Here is a 20276-nt window from a genome sequence, read left to right on the forward strand (position 1 = left end):
ATTATCACATTCACCTTGTTTAATATTATCTAAATAAACCGCACCACCATTCTTAGCAGCAGTATTATTCACAAAGATACAATCATCAACCAAACCATTAGATCCGGTCCAAATAACAGCACCACCTTCACCAGAACGACCATAAGTACCATTTACAATACCTAAAGCACGATTATCAGTGAAATTAGTTCCATTAATAGTACCATTAGTACCATACCAGAACACAGCACCACCATTAGCACCAGCAACATTATTCACAAATTCAGAATCAACAATTGCACCATTTGTAGCACCTTCATGCCAATCAATAGCACCACCATTAACACCAGCAGAGTTATTTTCAAAGCGAGAATTACTAAATGTAGTATTATCACATTCACCTTGTTTAATATTATCTAAATAAACCGCACCACCATTCTTAGCAGCAGTATTATTCACAAAGATACGTACCATTTACAATACCCAAAGCACGATTATCAGTGAAATTTGAACCGCTAATAGTACCATTAGTACCATACCAGTAAACAGCACCACCATTAGCATCGGCAGTGTTATTTGTGAAGGTACAATTTAAAATTCTACCCTTAGTAGCTCCTTCGTGCCAATCGATAGCACCACCATTAACTGAAGCGGAGTTATTTTCAAAATTACATCTAGCGAACTCACCATCATGTGAATTTTCTAAAAATACAGCTCCACCCAATCCTTCCATAACTGTCAAATTGGTTACGGAATTGTGTGTGAAATTACTATCGAAAATATTGGTTACGTTACCTGCGATATATACCGCACCACCTTTTACAGCAGTGTTTTCATCAAATGTGGAATCTGAAATATTAACATTGTTACCTTCAATGTAAAATGCACCACCACCAATACTAGTATTTCCATATTTAGCATTAGCATGGTTATCTGTGAAATTACTTGAAGTTACATTAATGTCATGTCCTACAATGTAAATCGCTCCACCGGCAGTTTTTGAATTTTTCAAAACGTCCGGCAAATCATATTTCAGGTCATGAGTTGCATTGTTATTTTCAAATAGAGAATTTTTAATAACAGTATTCTCTCCAGCAATATAACCAGATCCACCTTTTATTGCGTGATTGTATGTGAAATTTGATTCATCTATTAAAGTAGATCCGCCTTCAAAGTAGAAAGCACCACCTTTAATTGCTTCATTATCCTTAAATGAGGAATTGAATATGAAGTTGTCTGAACCGTTTACAGCAACAGCACCACCTAAACCACCGTTTTCATATTTAGCAACAGCAGTATTATTGATGAAAGTGGAATTAATTATATTAACATCATCACCTTGGATTGCAACACCACCACCGAAAGTAGTGAGTTTGTCTAATTCTGTGCTTACTGAAAATCTTAAATCATGAGTTGCAGTATTGTTATCTAATTCACAACCTAAAATTGTAGTATTAAATGCATTAATAAAGACTGCTCCACCTTGAATCGCACTATTGGATGTGAAATTAGTATAATTAAGGGAGTTTAAAACACCATTAACATATACAGCCCCACCTTTAATCGCCTGATTCAAATCAAAGCTGACATCAGTAATTTTAGTATCATAACCGTTTACAGCAACAGCACCACCAAGACCACCATCAGGATTGACTCCAATAGCATTGTTTTCAGAGAATAATAAATTATCCAATAAGGTGTTGTTACCTACAATATCAATAGCACCCCCTTCAGCAGGTACACTATCAAATATAGGATTTAAGTTGTAAGTTAGGTTATGTGTAGCATTATTGTACTTGAATTGTGAATTTACAACAGTTGTGTTAACACCATTAACATAAGCTGCACCACCTTTAATAGCTCTATTATATGTAAAGTTAGCATTATAAATAGTGGTATTAGTACCATCTACATATAGTGCACCACCCATGATAGCTTCATTATCATTAAATATATTATCAGTAATATTTGTGTGATAACCATCAACAGCAATAGCACCACCAAGACCACCAGTAGGATTAGTACCTATAGCAGCATTATATGTAAAGTTATTATAAACTATAGTAGAATAATCACCACTAACAGCAATAGCACCACCTTTAGTATTTAAGTTAATTACTGAACTAGAATTGAAAGATAAATCATGTGTTGCATTATTATCATAGAATGTATTACCAGTAATGTTAGTATTAGCACCGTTAATGAATATTGAACCACCTTGAACAGCATTGTTTGTTGTGAAGTACATATCTTTTACAGTAGCATTAGCACCATCAACATATATAGCACCACCACGAACTGCTTCATTCAAAGTAAATTGGCCATCATATATTATAGTATTACCACCTTCTATAGCAATAGCACCACCAAGACCACCATCAATAGATCCTGAAGCAATATTTCTTCTGAAAGTATTATTACCCATTACTGCCACATTATTACCATTGATATAGATACCACCACCCATAGTCTTAAGAGTTTCAGCACCAGGTTTGATTAAATCAATATCACGAGTGACAAGGTTGTCATCGAATGTTGAATTAGCCACCACAGTGTGTTGACCTTGAATATAGATAGCACCACCTTGAATAGCATTGTTTTCTTTTGCAGTGATTTTATCAAGAGATATATCATCACCTTTAATATAAACAGCACCACCTTGAACAGCAGTGTTATTGTACAGGTTTATATTTGAAGCGTCGACATTGTTACCCTCAATATAAACACCACCACCTAATGTAGCATCGTTTTGTGTTAAATTAACATTGACAAAATTTGGATTTTGACCTAAGAGGTATAAAGCTCCACCAAAACCAGTTGTAAAACCAGTTGTAGAATAATTACCTTCAGCAACATTACTTTCAAAGGAAGTATCAAAAACGTTTACATTGTTACTTTTAACATACACAGCACCACCGGAAGTAACTTTAGAAGAATTATCACTAATTTTACTTCCCAGATTATGAGTTGCAGTGTTATTAGTAAATGTTGAGTTGTCTACAGTTGCATCATGACCCTCAATATAAACTGCACCACCTTGAATAGCCTTATTTTCAACAAATTTTGAATCATATATACTAGCATTGAAACCTACAATTTGTATTGCTCCACCAACAGGTGCAGAATTATCTGTAAATTTACAGTTAGTAATATTTGAATAATTACCAATAATATATATTGCACCACCGGATTGATTTTGAGCAATATTATTTTCAAATCTACAGTTTACAATTGTAGTATAATCGGCCACCATAGTTTCAGTACCTTCTTTATCTGTATGAATATCTATAGCTCCACCAAATTTTTCAGCGAAGTTATTGATGAATGTACAGTTATCTATGTAATTATTAGGTCCAATAAAAGCAATAGCACCACCACCTCCAGCTCTATCCTTTTTCCAGACACTATATCCATAAGCTTTATTTCCTATGAAGGTAGTATTATAAACTTTCATTGTACCCTTGTGACATTCAATAGCAGCACCATATCTTGCAGAGTTATTCTCCATATGACAATTGGATATAGTAACATTTTCTGCATTTACACATAAAGCTGCACCGTGTGTTGCATTGGTGTTATTGATAAATGTATTATTATCTATAACAGCACCATTACCTCCAACTTTTAAACATAAACCTAATGAATTTGTATTAGAATTATTGATATTATTACAAGTTCCCTTATTGTTTTCAAACAGACTATTCTTAACTATGAAATTAGTCGCAGTCTTAGGGATATTTACTATAACTGAAGCAGTATTATTGGAGAATACACAATTTTCTATAGTAGCTCCATTAGAATTTTTAGAATTATAATTTATAATATATGACTTCATATAAACAGTATTGTTTGCAAAAGTACAATTATAAAATGAAACTGCAGCATTAACAGCAAGCAAATGTCCTCTTCCACGTACCGGATTAGAAGTTTTATTGGAATAAAAATAATGATTTACAAAATTAACACCAATAATTTTAGAATTTGCTCCAATATTAATCCTAGGTGTATCCTCTTCATACTTTAGATGATCATATTCAGAAAAGTCAAATGTAGCCTTTATACCATCAGTAGGATTATAACCTCCATAAATGGTAACACCACCTGGTATAGACAATTTTGAAAAAGGACCGCCATATGTCGAACCATTCAGGAAAATATTTTGCCCTGGCTGTGCATTCTGAAGTATAATCTGTAAATCACTCATTTTCTTATTATTTGAAGAATTGCCTAAAACATTATTCTCATTGGAAGCACCCAAAACACTACTTTTAGAGCTTACGCTAATACTGTTTTTAATGTCTGCAGAGTCATTCAACTCATCTTTTACATCATTAACTTGATTACTAATTGCATTATCAACTATTTGATTATTAACTGTATTAACATCATTAGTTTGTGTTAAATTAAAGTCATTATCATTTTCAAGCGCACAAGACGCCTGAATAGTAAACATAAGAATAACTATAGCCATTATCACGATTAACTTTTTGCCTTTCATTTTTCGTTTTCACCCCCTGGTCCAGTCAATTAATAAAAATTGAATAATCTCGGCAAACTAAGATTATTCTTTTATATTTATATCATCCAACATATAAATAGTTTAGCATATATAAAACAAAAAATAGACCATATATGAGTAAATAAAAGATTACATTATAACATCAACATCAATAATCCTATAAATTATTGAACAATTAACATTATATTGCAACTGTTAAAAAAAATCATTCATTTAATAAAAAATTAAATAAAAAGTTAAATTAATGAATTTAATTTGTTCATCACCAATTAACAGATATACAAAATCATGAAATTATTAAACAAATATTTATTACAACATTTAATAAATCATTTATTTAAAAAAAAAAAGGTTTTAATTAATGAATTTAATTTGTTCATCACTAATTAACAGATAATTAATCAAATCCTTTGAATTCAAATCCTCATTGGCCAAACTGACGGCAGTTATTTGCGAATTATTGTAGGTTCGGTAATATAAAATCCCATCATTGGTGTTGTAACATGATGTGTAAATGGTATATTCAAACAAATCCGGATCATCGATGAATGTACAACCGTTCTGCTGCTCGACAGAGCCGAGAATATGGAAAAACTGGCCGACACTACTTGCCTCATCTCCTGAAGAGTGTGAATTTGCCCGTGTAAATGCTACCTTTGCAAATCTTGAAGATGACGACAAATCTCCCGGAAGACCGATTGCACCCATTCCCCTTGAATATTCATCCAAATCAATGCTTCCGCCAAAGGTATTTTCAGGATTTCTATTGGATAAGTTTCTATAATTATTTAAAGTGAATAGCTGTTTATCGAAAGTAGGATTATTGGTAAGGACACCTACAGGATTGTCATATATCTTCAATCCATCTTCCAACGGTTCAACCACAATGGATTTGCCGCTATTGTCAGACAACATCCAATGAAGTGGAGATAATGGAAGTTCATCGGCAAAATTGATGTCAACAAGATTAATTTCACCAAGTAATTTTCGGGCTTCAAACACCGTAGATGCACTGCTTAGTATATATGGAATCAACTCAAAAGGGGCAATATTAATCATATTATTTTCACAGTCATTATATACTGCATTACCTTCAAAGTTCAGTCCTGCAATAGACAATCCCTTTTCGTTGCATGCATCATAATATAGGGGATACTCATCAATGCCTGCGGCAATTCCGATTATGGCATAATGACTTTTAACGTCATCGATTTTTCTGTATTTGAACTCATAATTTCGAGGAGTTATTGTTACCCGTTCATTATATGAAATCTCATAATCAAAATTGCGTCCAAAATAATGCTTATCTGTAATATAATTGCTTGCGGTACACATATTTTCACCTGCCAAAATTTGAATACATCAATGCTCTTGATTTAATTTCCCCAAAAGTATCCTCAATCAACAAATCACCATTCTTAAATACAGTCTGAAGATAATCTTCACCGTCACTGTCTATTGAAACTGTTTTAAATGAATTGTTTTCATTGATTAATTTAAACCTTCCTGTTTTTGACTTTTTACTTGAATCCAGAGGGTTTTTAAATATGTCATGCCATACTCCGTCCCTCAATTGTGCTGAACATTTGAATGCATTTCTTTGAGTGTCACGGGTTAGGGATGAGTGAAGACCGCCACCCATACCGAAGATAATATTTTGAGCGGCCCATCCGTTGGATTTCATTGCAAACAGTATATCCCTAATTTTGTGATAGTTCAAGCCGTCTCCCCACAAAAGGCCAATGTTCAAGTCAAAAACCTTGTATCCTTTATCTGTCAAATGGGAGCCGAAACCCTGTGAAAGCAGATTCAAACAGTCAATTGTTGTTGAAACAGGTTCTCCACTATCCGGTCTGAATACAACCTTATTGCCTTCACCATCAAGGAAATTTAAGATGGTCTCATTCAGTTCACTTCCTGACTTTCCGGCTTCGATTAAAAAATTCCTATAATCATATGAGTCAATTACTATGGATAGGATTCCTTCCCTTGCATTATCTATAACATTCATAATCTGGTCAAATTCGCCTTCAGGACCAAGTGAAGTCATGACACTGTGTTCTGTTGCCTGAACTGAAAATCCATATAAGTTGGAATCGTTATAATAATTTTCAGGAATTGTCAATGCAGGAATAGTGTCGGTACCCGAAAAACTGAGCAGATGGGCAGATCCGCAAAGCATTGATGATTCTGTTGATGTTGCTCCCCGATATCCGAAATCATGAAGCATGAAGTCCAGATTATCCTTTTGAGAACCTGTAACATCCAGATAAAAATTTGATAGTTTTCTGACTTCCGCAGATAGTGTTGCAACAGTTGAAGGATACCAAACCTGAAGCAGAAGTGATTCAAGATAATTCACCAGCCAGTATGATTTCCTGTCAGTGTTTTCAACAGTCATCAAAACATTGCTGACGTCCACAGGTGTTCCTTCAGCAACTGCCTTGATTTCAATAGGAAGTTTACCATCATATTCATCAAGGATATACTCCCAGCCATCCTTGTTGAAAATGCCTTCCCCTATATGGGCTGATATGAGTTTATCCGCTTCATCAATTTTTTCCTGAGTTACTACAGAGCCTTTTAAATACTTTTTAATTATATACTGGAGTCCGTAAAAAATTGTTTTATTGAACTCAGCACCTACCCTGCTTTCAAGGTATGAATAAATCTTTTCAGTGCCTTTTGGGTAAAAATAGTGATGAGTTACTTTATAACTATCAGTTAAAAGACAAATGTTGTTTTCAATCATAATATCCCTTTTAAATTGATATATGATTGTTATAAAATATAAATATTGCTAAAAAAAAGAAAAAATAAGAAAAAAGAATCTAGATGTAACTAGTATCCTGTTTTCTGAAGTGTGCTTGTGGGTGATCACATAATGGGCAAACTTCAGGAGCTTCCTTACCATAATGGATGTATCCACAATTGTTACATTTCCATGCGATTTCTTCGTCCTTTTTAAATACAGTGCCTGCTTTGATTTTGTCAGCTAATGCATTGTATCTGTCTTCGTGTGCCTTTTCAGTGGCACCTGCAGCATCAAACAAATCTGCTATATCATCAAAGCCTTCTTCACGAGCAGTTTCAGCGAATTCCTTATACATTGAAGTCCATTCGAAGTTTTCACCTGCTGCAGCATCTGCGAGATTGCTTTCAGTGTCAGGGACTTTGCCGCCGTTCAATAATTTGAACCAGATTTTTGCATGTTCTTTTTCATTGTCAGATGATTCTTGGAAAATCTCTTTTATTTCCACATAACCGTCCTTTTTAGCTTGAGAAGCATAAAATTCATATTTTACACGTGCTTGTGATTCACCGGCAAGTGCTGCTTTTAAATTTTCTTCGGTTTTTGTTCCTTTTAAATCTGCCATAATATCAAACCTCTAAATTAAAATATATTAAAAGACTATTTAAACATTTGGTGAGTAGTCAGTAACTAAAAAAAAATAAAAAAAAAAGTTAAGAACTTATTTGAAGTTAGTAGCTCTTTCTTCGAAGTGTGCTTTTGGAACTCCGCAAACAGGACACATTTCAGGTGCTTGAGAACCTTTGAAAATGAATCCACAGTTTTCACATTTCCATTCAATTTCTTCTTCTTTTTTGAATACGGATTCTGCTTCAACATTTGCAAGTAAAGTTCTGTATCTTTCTTCATGTTCTTTTTCGATTGCACCTACTTTTTCAAATAAGAATGCAATTTTTGCGAATCCTTCTTCTTTAGCAGTTTCTGCGAATTCTTTGTACATGGAAGTCCATTCTTCGTTTTCACCGTCTGCTGCTGCATTTAAGTTTTCAATTGTGTCAGGAATTTCTTCATCATGTAACAATTTATACCAGATTTTTGCATGTTCTCTTTCGTTTTTGGAAGTTTCCATGAAAATATCATGGATTTGAACATATCCTTCTTCTTTTGCTTTTGCAGCAAAGTATTGGTATTTAGTATGTGCTTGGGACTCACCAGCAAAAGCTGCTTGTAAGTTTGCTTCAGTTTTTGAACCTTTTAAATCTGCCATTTTATACATCTCCATTATTAATAATTGAAGTATTTATTCTATATAGAATGATAGAATATATATTAATCATCATTTAAAAATTTATTGAAAAATTTTTAAAATTGAGACCCTTACATATTATGAAAACATTGAAAAAAAAAATAAAAAAAGAAGAATAGAAATGTTATCTATTCTGAATATATTAAACCTACACCATAATTGACAAATAACAGGGCAAAACCGCCAAGAATAAGGTCAACTATCACTATACCAATGACCGGAATGATTGCTACTACTGATAAAATTAAAGCTAAAACAATCAAAAGAATGGATACAACAATTAGGAACAAGATAATGTTCAATATTCCAATTCTTTTTACGTCCGCAAATACTTCTCCAATGCTTAATGCATCGCCGATACTGCGTGATATAGCAAATCTTGCTTCAGCAATTATTGCAAATATTCCAAATATGATAAATATAATTACTGCGAAAACTGCCCAAATTCCTAAAGATCCTGCCATTTTATCCAATCCTGCTCCAATTGCACCAAACATGAATAAAAGAACAAGAGTAATGATAATTGGAATAATGAAGTAAACCAATCCGATAATTAATACTTTAATACCGTCTACAAAATTATTTGCAAAATCAAAATCAGGAATTTCATTAGAGTTATCAATTCCTCTTTTAATCACATCAATTGAATAACCGCTCAAAATAACTGAAAATACTATAGCAATTATTATTCCAATGATGGCCATAAATGAATTTGGTCCAAATAATCCGTAGAAAATCCCATCCATATCAGAAATAACAAAAATAAGACCTACAATCAAAAATTTTGTTAAATCAGAAAACGGATAAGATATCGACTTTGATAAAATATCACCCAAGCCCATTTTTTCACCTTATTGTAATTTATTTTAAACAAAAAACACTATATTAAAGTGTTAATAGTAATTTTGTTTTATATAATATTTAAATATAATGTGAAATTTTTAAAAAAAAGAAAGAAAAGAATAGAATAAAATCTATTCATCGACACCGAAGGATTTTTTAAGTAAATCTGCATTAACAAATCCTTCTTTGTAAATTTTACCAGTAGTTAAATCATTGATTACTACTTCTGCAGGAGCGAACATTCCTTTATCAATTTGGTAGAAATCAAATCCTGCTTCTTTAAATACATCGAAGAACGGTTTACCATATCCATCAGCAGCGGAAGATGGTAATTGAGCTGCTACATTAGCAATATCATCGCCTTCTTCAGATTCTACATAGTAGTAGGTTCTTCCACCGAACAATACTGCATCATTGGTTTTACCCATAGCTTTAAGTCCGTCTGGGTCAACAGGTGCGATTGGTGCAATACCTGCAGCATGTTTTACTTTGGTTACATCGAATTTAATGAATTCCAACATTTTGTAAGTTCCGTTTTCAACAACTCTTCCGGAAATTTGAATAGATCCGACTAAAGAAGAAGTAGGAGCTACAAGCAAGTAGACATTTTTAACATCGACATCACATTCATCAGCAATGTATTGAGCCACATCATCGCCAGGCAATACATCAGCTTCTAAAGTTAAGATTGCTAAATCTGCACCTTTATCATCATATCCTATTTCTTCATAGGTTTCTGCAGGTTTTAATGCAATAGCTCTAGCAGGACCAGAACCTAATGCAAAAAAGTCTCCTACAGATACAGACCAACCTGCTTTTTGTGAACCTAAGGTTGAAATAGAAGGTGAGTCAGTTTTGATTTTTACAGAAGGAAGTGCGAATTTTTCAGATAAATCTCCAGGAATTGAAATTCCAACATCTGCAAGTCCACCAAGACAAACTTTAGTATAAAGTTCTCCTGCTTTGAAACTTCCATCAACATTTACACCACAGTCAATAACAGTAGCACCATTGTCTAAAGTTTCTACAGCAATGTTCAATTCATCTGCTTTTTCAATCATTACATCTACGGTTTTTTTAGCTTCTACGTTTACACTTACCATAGTTTAACCTCATTTAAAATATTAACTTAAATAATTAAGTTATTAATTAAAATTATAGCTTTATTATTATTTAAAATTGTCTAAATGAATTTGGCAACAACATCAATATCTACCAGCATATGATGCCATTATGAAAAAAAATCCTCCAAATAACCTACTGACTAGAACTTTCCTGAGCATCAACGCCAGCCGCATCAGTGGAATTTTTATTGGAACTTCCCTCACGAACCTTAATCAATTTAACTGCATTTGATGAATTGAATTTTTCATTTCCCTCAAATGTAACATTTATTGTGAGTCTTCCAGGATCCTTATTTGCAACGGTTGTATCTGCTATTCCATTGGAATCTGTAGTTATTGAATAAAATTGTCTTTTGCCCTTATTGTCCATCATGACTATCTTAACTGATTCATTGGAAAGAGGATTACCACCAATATCGCTAAGTTTTATATTTATTGAATCCCCATTATGTACAGTGTCATTGGAAATTATCTCTATTTGAGATTCTTTAATACCAAAGAGGGAACTTACTGCAAAAATAGCCAATAAAACAGCAATTATAATTATTACCAATGAAATAATCCACATATCTGTCTTTTTCAAAATCATCCCCTCTTTTATAAAATATGTTATATATTCACTAATTATATTTTGAAATTCGACATATTTAAACTTATAATATTAATAGATGTTCACCTCAAAATTAAACATGGATCAATACCCCTTAATTTTTAAAATCTGTCAAAGTGGACTTTGGATTTGTCATAGCGAATCTTTACCTCACCATCTCTTTCAGGCCATCCGACACATATTACAGAAAAAGGAATGCAGTAATCCGGAATATTCAGATATTCCTTTAGCTTTAGGGTCCTATCTTCAATCGGGTGAAAGCCAAGCCAAACTGCACCCAACCCTTCATGTGTTGCTTGAAGCAAAATGTTTTCATTGCATGCTCCAAGGTCCTGTTCTATCATCCCATGAACTTTGGATTCATTAAGATTTCCAAGAGTAATGATTAAATGTGATGCTTCACGGGCAGGAGTTGCGAATTTATGCATTTTTGAAATTGCCTTCTTGTCCTCCTTTTTTGATACGACAATGAATTCCCAAGGCTGCGCATTGCAGGCGGACGGCGCTTGCATAGCTGCCTTAAGCAGATTTTCAATTAACTCATCAGGAACTCTTTCATCCCTGTATTTTCGTACACTTTTTCTCTTGAATATTAAGCTCATCTAACCACCAAACAATTCTTCAATTTCTTCTCTAACATAAGGATAGTCATTACTGTCTGTCAGTATATTTATTTGATCGCCATAGTTGATATGGAAATCTTCAGTCGGTATCATATATTTGCCATTGCGAATTACAGACACTACAATTGCATTTTTAGGAAATGGAATATCTTTAATCTTAAAATTTATATAATTGCAATCCAGCGGAACCACATACTCGCTTAAAACATGTTTTGAAGGTTTACTTACATATTCCCTATTTTTCTTCAACAGCAACCTGTCATACAATGATTCATAAATCGGCTCGTTACCTAAAAGTGTAGGAACCATATATGCCATCAATGATACTATTATCATTGCAACAAGAGACTCTGTTGAACCGGACATTTCCGCAAGAAGCACAATGCCTGTAATTGGAGACCTTACAGTAGCTGCGAAAAATCCCGCCATTGAGATGATTATGAATTTATAAATCAACTCATGCTGCCATCCGAATGCAGGAACAACAATTGAACCGAACACTGCACCAATATAAGCCCCCAATACCAAAATAGGCAAAAAGATTCCACCTGGAGCGCCTGATGAAAATGAAAACATTGAAAATATGTATTTTAAAATCAACAATAGGACCAAAACGCTTAAAGATGGAATTGCAACACCCAGCATATCCATCATAAAGTGTCCCCCATCACTTATTTCTGGAATTGAGAGTGCAACAACACCGGATAGCATAAAAACCAAAACAAATTTAAGCCATGAAGGGATTTTAAGATTATTTACAAAATCGCTTGACTTTATCATCCCTACATTATAAATATAACCTAAAACACCGATTATAAAACCAAGGATAACTAGAATCCAAAATGATTCAAGAGGAATATTTAAAACAGGAAAATTCAGGATTGTTGATTGGCCAAAAATCATTTTTGATGTAAAATCAGAAACAATTGCAGACACTAGAGCTATGAAAATTAAAGTCTTATCAAAACCGTGATTGATTTCTTCAAAAACAAATATCACACCGGCAAGCGGAGCATTGAATGCAGCTGTAATACCTACTGCAGAACCAACTAAAATCAATCTAATCTCATCAGTTTTTGAGCCTTTAAACAATTTAGCGATACCTTTTCCCGCCATACCACCAATTTGAACTGACGGACCTTCAGGACCTAAAGACAACCCACCAAGAGCAGTCAATAAACCTGCCACAATTTTAGAAAACAGAACCTTCGCCCAATTGGCTTCCATATGACCTTTAACTTCAGCATAAACCTGAGGAATTCCGCTGCCTGCAGAGTCAGCTTCCCATTTGGTTAACCAATCTATCAAAAGACCCATAACGGCAAGTGCTATAAAAAATAATATAATGTATAACACATTTCCATGTATTATGTTTAAATAGTTTCTTAAAATGTGTTCTGAACCTGCAAGTAAAAATCTGTATAAGCAAACCATCAATCCTGCAAATACACCGACCATCATTCCCTGAATCGTTAATTGGAAGATATATTTTGGATTTTCACTTACAGATTTTAGTGTTTTTTCAAGAGTTTTCATCATATAACTATTTATTCAAAATCATATAAATTTTTTAAGAATGTTTATAAAAAATAAAGTAAAAAGATAATATCAGAAAAAAAATTAAGTGGATTACCAGGGTAAATAGAGAAGTAAACAAAATATTTCATGAAATAACAAAAGCCCTAAGAAAATACGGCTTTGGAAAATTTCTAAACAAAACAGTAAAAGAAAAAATAATCCCATCTAAAGATGATGAATACGAAATTCTGCTCGATACTGAACTTCCAAAAAATTTAAGAATGATGTTTCAGGAATTTGGGAACCAGTTTCATCAAATTAGGTCAATTGTTAAGTACCAGACCAGATATGGTTGGAGAAAGAATAGCCAAAGAGTTTGAACAATTGCAGGAAGACAATCCTCCAGTTCCCTATGATGAAGTTAAAAATTTTATCGAAAACAAGAAAGGCAGTTTACTTTACTACAAAAATATGCTCACATCCCTGCTTCCACTTATTGCAAAAGCCATTCACAAAATCGATAATGGAGATATGAAAGTTAAGTTTGAACTGGATGGACTTGACCGTATTGTCAGCAAATTTTCACTGGTTGTAATTATAGCTGCGCTTTTAATAAGTTCCTCATTGGTTATGACAATTACCAGAGGCCCAATGCTATTTGACATGCCTTTAATTGCAGTTATCGGATATGTCATAACTCTTATTTTAAGCATTATTGGCATTATAAACTATTTATACGGCAGATAAATCTAAAAAAATATGAAGAATTAATTTCTTCATCCCCTTTTCTATTTTTTATATTGAAATTTGAAAAAAATGAGTAAAATTAGTAAAAAATATGTAAGCAAGATTTCAAGACTATTGAAACCTCACTATCCAATGAAAAAAAATAATATTGGAAAAATATTGATTATCTATTTTCTTTTAATAACTATAACAGCACCTACAATTGCAATTACAACTAATAAAATTAAGATTGGATTACCAGTACTTAATAAACCATGATTTGTTGTTGCATTAGTAGCATTAGTATGATTAGTATGATTTCCAGTTGTATTAGTAACATTGCCTGTTTTATTGGTTACATTACCGGTTGAGTTAGAATTATCACCTGTTGCATTTCCAGTTGGATCAGTTCCATCGTCATGGTAAGGGACACCATCAGGAGCAACATCAGTCGGACCATCAGGACCAATATCATCACCAGATCCAAAATCACCGGAACCAGAATAACCACCATCAGATCCAACATCACCTTCACCAGAGACATCTTCTGCACATACTACACCTGTAGATACAATTAAACAGAAAATCGCCAATACAGCAATCAATTTTTTAGAAATGTTCATGTTTTCACCTCTTGAAAATTTTAGTGTGAAATATAAAATAATAATTATATAACTACACTAAAATATATAAACTCATCAATATTTAAAGTTTTTCGAAAGTAAGCGGATACCTACATTTAATTTAGACTAATTAACAAATACAAATTTATAGGATACCTGGAAATGAATGTTCTATTTCCTGTCTAAAAAAAGAAGAGTTGTAGGTGAATTGCACCTACTTAAATTTAAATTATGCCAAGTTTTTTAGCTGTATTTTCATCTACTTTACCAGTTACCTTAAGTCCATAGTCTTTTTGGAACTCTTTGACGGATCTGACAGTGCAATCTCCATAGATTCCATCAACTTTCAAGTAATGGCCTTGGTATGTGAGATAGTAGCCATTGTTTTTCAAAGCCCTTTGGATTTTTTTAACCATTGCTGAGTCTTTGCTTCCTTTAGAAACAGTTTTAAAAACAATTTTGACAGTTATTTTTGCCTTTTTGGATACCTTATTGTAGTATTTGTTTCCATTATAAGTTATAGTTGCTTTGAATGTTCCTTTTTTGTTCAGCTTGGTGATCTTGAATGTTGCTTTTCCTTTAGAATTGGTTTTTGCAGCATATGTTTTACCTTTTACTTTCAAGGTGACTTTTGCATTCATGATTGCTTTGCCCTTATTATCCTTTAAGGAAATTGTGTACTTTTTGGTTTTTGTAGTTGTCTTAAAGGTTTTTGCCTTGGCAGTTATTTTAGGAGTTGCCTTTTTGACTGTGACCTTGACGCTTTTAGTTGAGTTGTCATAATTGGTGTTGCCGTTGAATGCTATTTTAGCAGCATATGTTTTAGGAACCATTCCCTTAATAGATACTTTAACCTGACCATTTTTATCAGTAGTGTATTTTTTAGCGCCATTCAAGTTGACTGTTATTTGAGCACCACTAATCGCATTGCCATTAATATCCGTTAAAGTAATGAGCATATTTTTATTAACATTGAAAATTGCAGTTACCGGATTTGCTGTCAATTGAGTAGGAAGCTTTTTAACCATGAGGTTAATTGTGTGTTTGGCGCCACCCATTGAAGCGGTTACACCAGCAATTCCACTGGTGGTTGAATCAAATTCAATAGCCTCTCCCAAAGAAGCAAAAGTATCGTTAACATCCCCATTTGTTGCAGTAATTGTTAACTCAACAGAACCCAAAAGATAATGTTCATATATCTCGCCTGAAGTTGAATTATAATTATACAAAAGGAATACAACATTTGAGGTATCAAAAACAGTGATATTATTAGGACTTGCTGTTGCGTTTAAAAACAGCCAGGTATCATAATCCACATCACCCTTTATATTAGGTTGTGCATCATAATTGGTTGCATTATTTCCAAACCAATTATAATCGGCATTGAGTCCTTTACCCGCCATGATTTCATATGTACTTTCATTATTTAAGAAAACATTGTTATTCACGTTTGTATTATTTGATGAATTGATTGCAATTGTTGATTCAACAATATTTCCTAAGAAAACACCATCGCTTATATTTGTATCATTTGCAAAATTCAATCTTATTACTGCATTTCCAGTATTATTAACAAATATTGCTTCAAAATTGGAATTGATTGTACCGTTAACATCGATTACAGCACCATATGCACTGTTATTGATGAAATAAGATCTGATAACCTTATCTTCCGACATATTTTTGGAAATGTGAATTGCACTACCCTCAATGTCTGCCTGATTTTGAATGAAAAATGTATTTTCCAGCATGTTCCTTTTTGAATTATCAAAAGATAATGCACCACCATTTTTACCTGCAGTATTGTTTATAAAAGCAGTTTCAAAGAAAATGACATATTTTGCATCATCATCCACATTTATTGCACCACCATTGCCTGCAGCACTATTGTTTATAAATAAGACATTGTCAAAAACAACACCTGCCAAATTCGCATAAACATTTATGCATCCACCATCGACAGAAAGTGCAGAATTATTGATGAAAACACATTTGTTATAGGTTTCAGAATCTGAATAGCCTCTATTGTATATTGCACCACCATTATTGGTAGCAACATTACCTATAAATACAGTATTATTGTATTTATTGTAATTGGAATTTCTATAACTGTATAATGCTCCACCATTTGCTTTAGCAGAGTTGTTGACAAATACACAATTGTTTAATGTATTTCGCTCTATATTTCTGGAATAGTATATTGCACCACCATGATTAGAAGCGGAGTTATTAATAAACACACATGTTTCAAAGGAGTTGTAGTTAGAATATCCATAACCGTTAAATGCTCCACCGTTTTTAGCCCTGTTGTTGATGAAAGTGGAATTTGCATATGAATTATTGTCATTAACATTATGATCAGTGTTTATAGCTCCCCCACCATTTGCAGCATGATTATTTAAAAATGTGAGATTATTGAAAGTTGTTTTTGTTAATTGTGCATGGAAATTGATTGCTCCACCATCTGCTCCATTTGCTCTATTATTGGAAAAAGCTATATTTTCAAACAGATTTCCACTGGAATTGATTAAAAAATAAATTGCACCACCATTTTTAGCGGCAATATTTGATGCAAATTCAGAATTTTTGACAGTGCTATTAATGAATGCACCTTTGGCATATATTGCACCACCATTCTGTGTAGCAGTGTTGTTTATAAATTTACAGTTATCAATCCCAATGCCTGAAACATCTCCGTTCAATATTATTGCTCCACCGAGGTTTGAATTTCCGTTCATAAATGTGATATTATTTAAAATAACATTATTCAAAGAAGTTATATTGAATATCCTGGATTGTCCCATACCATTTATTGTAAAACCGTTACCGTTAATAGTTATTGGATTTGTTATGGTTATTCCATTATTTGAAAATGAATCATCATAAGCATAATTATTTTCAAGATTTACCACACCTCCAACACCCACAGCATCGATTTTTGTTTGTAAATCACTAAATGTTCCATTATCAATTTTGCCGATTATTTCTTTTTCATTTACTTGTTTTACTGCATCATCATTTGAATATGATTGTATTTCATTTCCAGACATATCCGAATCTACTGTTGCAATATCTGTTGTATTTTCAACGGCACTTACCGCTGAAATCGCCAATAAAGCTACAAATAATAGTAGACCTATGATGAAAAACTTATTTTTGTAGTACATTAATTACCTCCATATTATATTATAATGAATATTTTATTAAATAATTATGGTAAAATAAATTATTAATTTTACATTTAATAGTCACATATGCAACTGTCTAAAATATTAAGTAACGAGTGTTGGCAGAAATTATTAGATTTTGAACATTTTTCATTTACTCCATTTAGATCTTTTTAATATTTTTTTTAAGATAGTGATATGAATTTTATTGAACTAATAACCGAGTGTAAATCCATTTTATTCACTTTAATAAGATTAAACAATCTTATTAAGTTGTAGGAAGCTACAATTGTGAACATTAGGTTTTGTACTCTTTTTAATCCAATTATTGGAAGGCAATCATAGTTGTAAATTCTTTTGAAAGTCCCATTATGTGCTTCAACAGTCTTTGAACGTAACTTATAGTCTTTTATTCCATCTTTAGTGGACATTAATCTTTCAACTTTGTACGTAACTTCGTGAACATACCTAGTTATTGTTCTATGATTAGTTGTGTAGCATTTTCCTTTATATTTGCAATTTTTGCAGGCTTGATAGTTGGAATAGACCAATTTGATTTTATTTCCCCCACCTTTTTCTTGTGGAGCATGATATGCCCCATCAAGAGTTAATTCTTCATTATTGGGACAAATGAAAACATTTTTATATTCATCAAAAACAAAATAATCTATAGCAAATGGATTGTCAGGTAGATTACCTGAATTCTCTCTATTTTGCTGTTTTGTTGGAATTAAAGCAGTTATACCTAATTCCTCGAGATATTACAAATTTGCTAGTGTTGAATAGATTGTATCCGCGCTAATTTTTTGGGGTTTAATTTGTAAATTAACGAGGATTTGATTCATTAATGCAGGAATTTGATAATGATCCGTGGGATTTTGAACTGCATTAACTCCACATATTAACTTTGATTTGGTATCAGTGCCCAATTGAATGTTAAATGAAAATTTAGGATACTTTTGCCCATTATCTTTAACTTTCATCAGTCGAGCATCATGATCATTCAAAGCCAACGACACCTGGCCAGAATAATCCAACAACTGCCACCAATAAAAAAGAATTTCAATTTTTTCTCCATCATTTTTTGATTTATCGTCTAAAAATTTTCGTGCTGTTCGTCTAAGCTTTTTAATTTCATCTTTAATTAATTCTTCGACCATATAATGCTTTATTAATAAACTAATGTCCTTTTCTTTGATTATATTGAATGAAGAATTGTAAGCATTTTTTATTGTTCCATCAATTGCAATATGTTCAAAATCTGTTAATCCAATTTTATTAGCCACAATTAGGATAAAACTAATAATTAATTGGTAAATTGATTGAAAATACTTACAATAATCACGTATTGTTCTGTCACTTGGTTCTATGGCATGTGAAATTAAATTATACAAGTGATTGTACTTCGCATTATAAGCCAGTTCCACAGTGCTTGTTATTTTATTTATATATCCATAAAAAATTAGTTTTATCATATCTTTAAGGTCAAAAGGTGGTTTTCCAACATTGGAAATTTTTCGTTCGATTTTAAAGAAATTAAAAGTACCCTCAACGATAGTTGATGCAAGATACATTAGCTGAAATTCATCTTCCATTTCCTCTATTTCCCTACTTTTATCGCTCAAAATATAGTTATTCAAAATTATATCAATTAAAAACTCCTATATTGAATTAAATAATTATAGATTTGACTATAATTAATTATATATTTGTTATTTCTAATATAAATAGATTTAAATAACTTATAGTTAGAATAATTAGTGATAAAGTATTAAAATTAAATATTAATAATTTTAATAAATAATTAGATTAAATTACCTGCAACAAGATGATTAATTTAAAAAATAGTAAGTATTCATGGAAAAAAATTTGCACAAATTAAAATTGAACAAAATTTAATAAAAATAGAAAAAATAGGATAAAAATTGAATTAGATTTAAAGCTCAATAATTTCTGCCAACACTCGTAACTTTTAAAAAAAAAAGAGTCTGAAAAATTCTATCTTAGAAGACATTTCGACCTAAATTTACCATTATTTAAAATCCCAAAATGGGAAAATTACCTGATGATACACACATACGAACTTGCGAAAAGTGCTTCGCTCCAAAGGTAGGATTAAAATAGTGAATGTAATGATGCGGTAAACTAAAAACTGAAGAACAAAAGCATGAATAAAATAGGCATCCACATTGAATAATGATATGAAAAAATTTAGTAAAAAAATAAAAAATTAGTAGGATGCAGATGCATCTACTTTTTAATTTTTACAGTTTTCTTAACAGTGTCTTTCAAGTATGTTACCTGATAAGTAACTTTTTTGCCAACTTTAAGTTTTTTGAAACCATTGTTTTTGATTTTGAATGTTGCAATAGCTTTTTTGTTGTTAATTGAACCTCTCCGGCTTGTAGAAGCCGGAGATTCTTAGGCCATGCCTATTTTTTCGTCAAAGCATTTCCATTCATAATAATATGTGGATTTTCCTTGAC

General features: G+C 32.3%; 15 protein-coding genes and 1 pseudogene. 1 reads left to right on the top strand and 15 read right to left on the bottom strand.

The window, feature by feature from the left end:
* The 11 genes and pseudogenes from QZN45_RS09915 to QZN45_RS09965 form a co-directional block, all read right to left on the bottom strand.
* Window positions 1-453 (bottom strand): annotated as a pseudogene (locus QZN45_RS09915) (hypothetical protein); the annotation flags it as partial.
* Window positions 431-4477: a right-handed parallel beta-helix repeat-containing protein gene (locus QZN45_RS09920; protein ID WP_296812725.1), complete on the bottom strand. Its 4047-nt coding sequence runs from the start codon at window positions 4475-4477 to the stop codon at window positions 431-433. The gene QZN45_RS09920 and the pseudogene QZN45_RS09915, both read right to left, overlap by 23 nt.
* Before the next feature lie 375 nt (window positions 4478-4852).
* Complete coding sequence (gene bsh / locus QZN45_RS09925) at window positions 4853-5833, bottom strand: choloylglycine hydrolase (protein ID WP_292606012.1); 981 nt, start codon at window positions 5831-5833, stop codon at window positions 4853-4855.
* A 4-nt stretch (window positions 5834-5837) separates the two neighbouring features.
* A complete protein-coding gene (locus QZN45_RS09930; protein WP_296812728.1) occupies window positions 5838-7250 on the bottom strand; it encodes a nicotinate phosphoribosyltransferase in 1413 nt (470 codons plus the stop codon).
* Between the two features lie 79 nt (window positions 7251-7329).
* Window positions 7330-7875 (bottom strand): rubrerythrin, encoded by a 546-nt coding sequence (gene rbr, locus QZN45_RS09935; protein ID WP_292883239.1) that lies wholly within the window; start codon window positions 7873-7875, stop codon window positions 7330-7332.
* A 96-nt stretch (window positions 7876-7971) separates the two neighbouring features.
* Complete coding sequence (rbr, locus tag QZN45_RS09940; protein WP_292883246.1) at window positions 7972-8517, bottom strand: rubrerythrin; 546 nt, start codon at window positions 8515-8517, stop codon at window positions 7972-7974.
* A gap of 167 nt (window positions 8518-8684) precedes the next feature.
* On the bottom strand, window positions 8685-9398 hold the full coding sequence (locus QZN45_RS09945; RefSeq protein ID WP_292883249.1) for a DUF4013 domain-containing protein: 714 nt from the start codon (window positions 9396-9398) through the stop codon (window positions 8685-8687).
* A 132-nt stretch (window positions 9399-9530) separates the two neighbouring features.
* Window positions 9531-10502: a methenyltetrahydromethanopterin cyclohydrolase gene (gene mch, locus QZN45_RS09950; RefSeq protein WP_292883254.1), complete on the bottom strand. Its 972-nt coding sequence runs from the start codon at window positions 10500-10502 to the stop codon at window positions 9531-9533.
* A gap of 154 nt (window positions 10503-10656) precedes the next feature.
* Window positions 10657-11106, bottom strand: coding sequence for a hypothetical protein (locus tag QZN45_RS09955; protein WP_296812729.1), 450 nt, complete (start codon window positions 11104-11106; stop codon window positions 10657-10659).
* 128 nt (window positions 11107-11234) lie between these two features.
* On the bottom strand, window positions 11235-11735 hold the full coding sequence (locus QZN45_RS09960) for a nitroreductase family protein (RefSeq protein WP_292609380.1): 501 nt from the start codon (window positions 11733-11735) through the stop codon (window positions 11235-11237).
* On the bottom strand, window positions 11736-13292 hold the full coding sequence (locus QZN45_RS09965; RefSeq protein WP_292609382.1) for a ClC family H(+)/Cl(-) exchange transporter: 1557 nt from the start codon (window positions 13290-13292) through the stop codon (window positions 11736-11738).
* 309 nt (window positions 13293-13601) lie between these two features.
* Between QZN45_RS09965 and QZN45_RS09970 the strand changes: the two genes are divergently transcribed.
* A complete protein-coding gene (locus QZN45_RS09970) occupies window positions 13602-14021 on the top strand; it encodes a hypothetical protein (RefSeq protein WP_296812732.1) in 420 nt (139 codons plus the stop codon).
* Window positions 14022-14188: 167 nt separating this feature from the next.
* On the opposite strand, the gene QZN45_RS09975 is transcribed toward QZN45_RS09970, so the two are convergent.
* The 4 genes from QZN45_RS09975 to QZN45_RS09985 all read right to left on the bottom strand — a co-directional run bounded on the left by QZN45_RS09975 (window position 14189) and on the right by QZN45_RS09985 (window position 19415).
* A complete protein-coding gene (locus QZN45_RS09975; RefSeq protein WP_292609386.1) occupies window positions 14189-14623 on the bottom strand; it encodes a hypothetical protein in 435 nt (144 codons plus the stop codon).
* 224 nt (window positions 14624-14847) lie between these two features.
* On the bottom strand, window positions 14848-17790 hold the full coding sequence (locus tag QZN45_RS09980) for a peptidoglycan-binding protein (RefSeq protein ID WP_292609388.1): 2943 nt from the start codon (window positions 17788-17790) through the stop codon (window positions 14848-14850).
* A gap of 185 nt (window positions 17791-17975) precedes the next feature.
* Entirely contained in the window at window positions 17976-18533 is a 558-nt protein-coding gene (locus tag QZN45_RS11110; protein ID WP_367241220.1) for a transposase, read from the bottom strand.
* A gap of 18 nt (window positions 18534-18551) precedes the next feature.
* Entirely contained in the window at window positions 18552-19415 is an 864-nt protein-coding gene (locus tag QZN45_RS09985) for a hypothetical protein (protein WP_296812734.1), read from the bottom strand.
* Window positions 19416-20276: the final 861 nt, after the last annotated feature.

It is taken from the genome of uncultured Methanobrevibacter sp. (assembly GCF_900314695.1).
GTDB lineage: Archaea > Methanobacteriota > Methanobacteria > Methanobacteriales > Methanobacteriaceae > Methanocatella.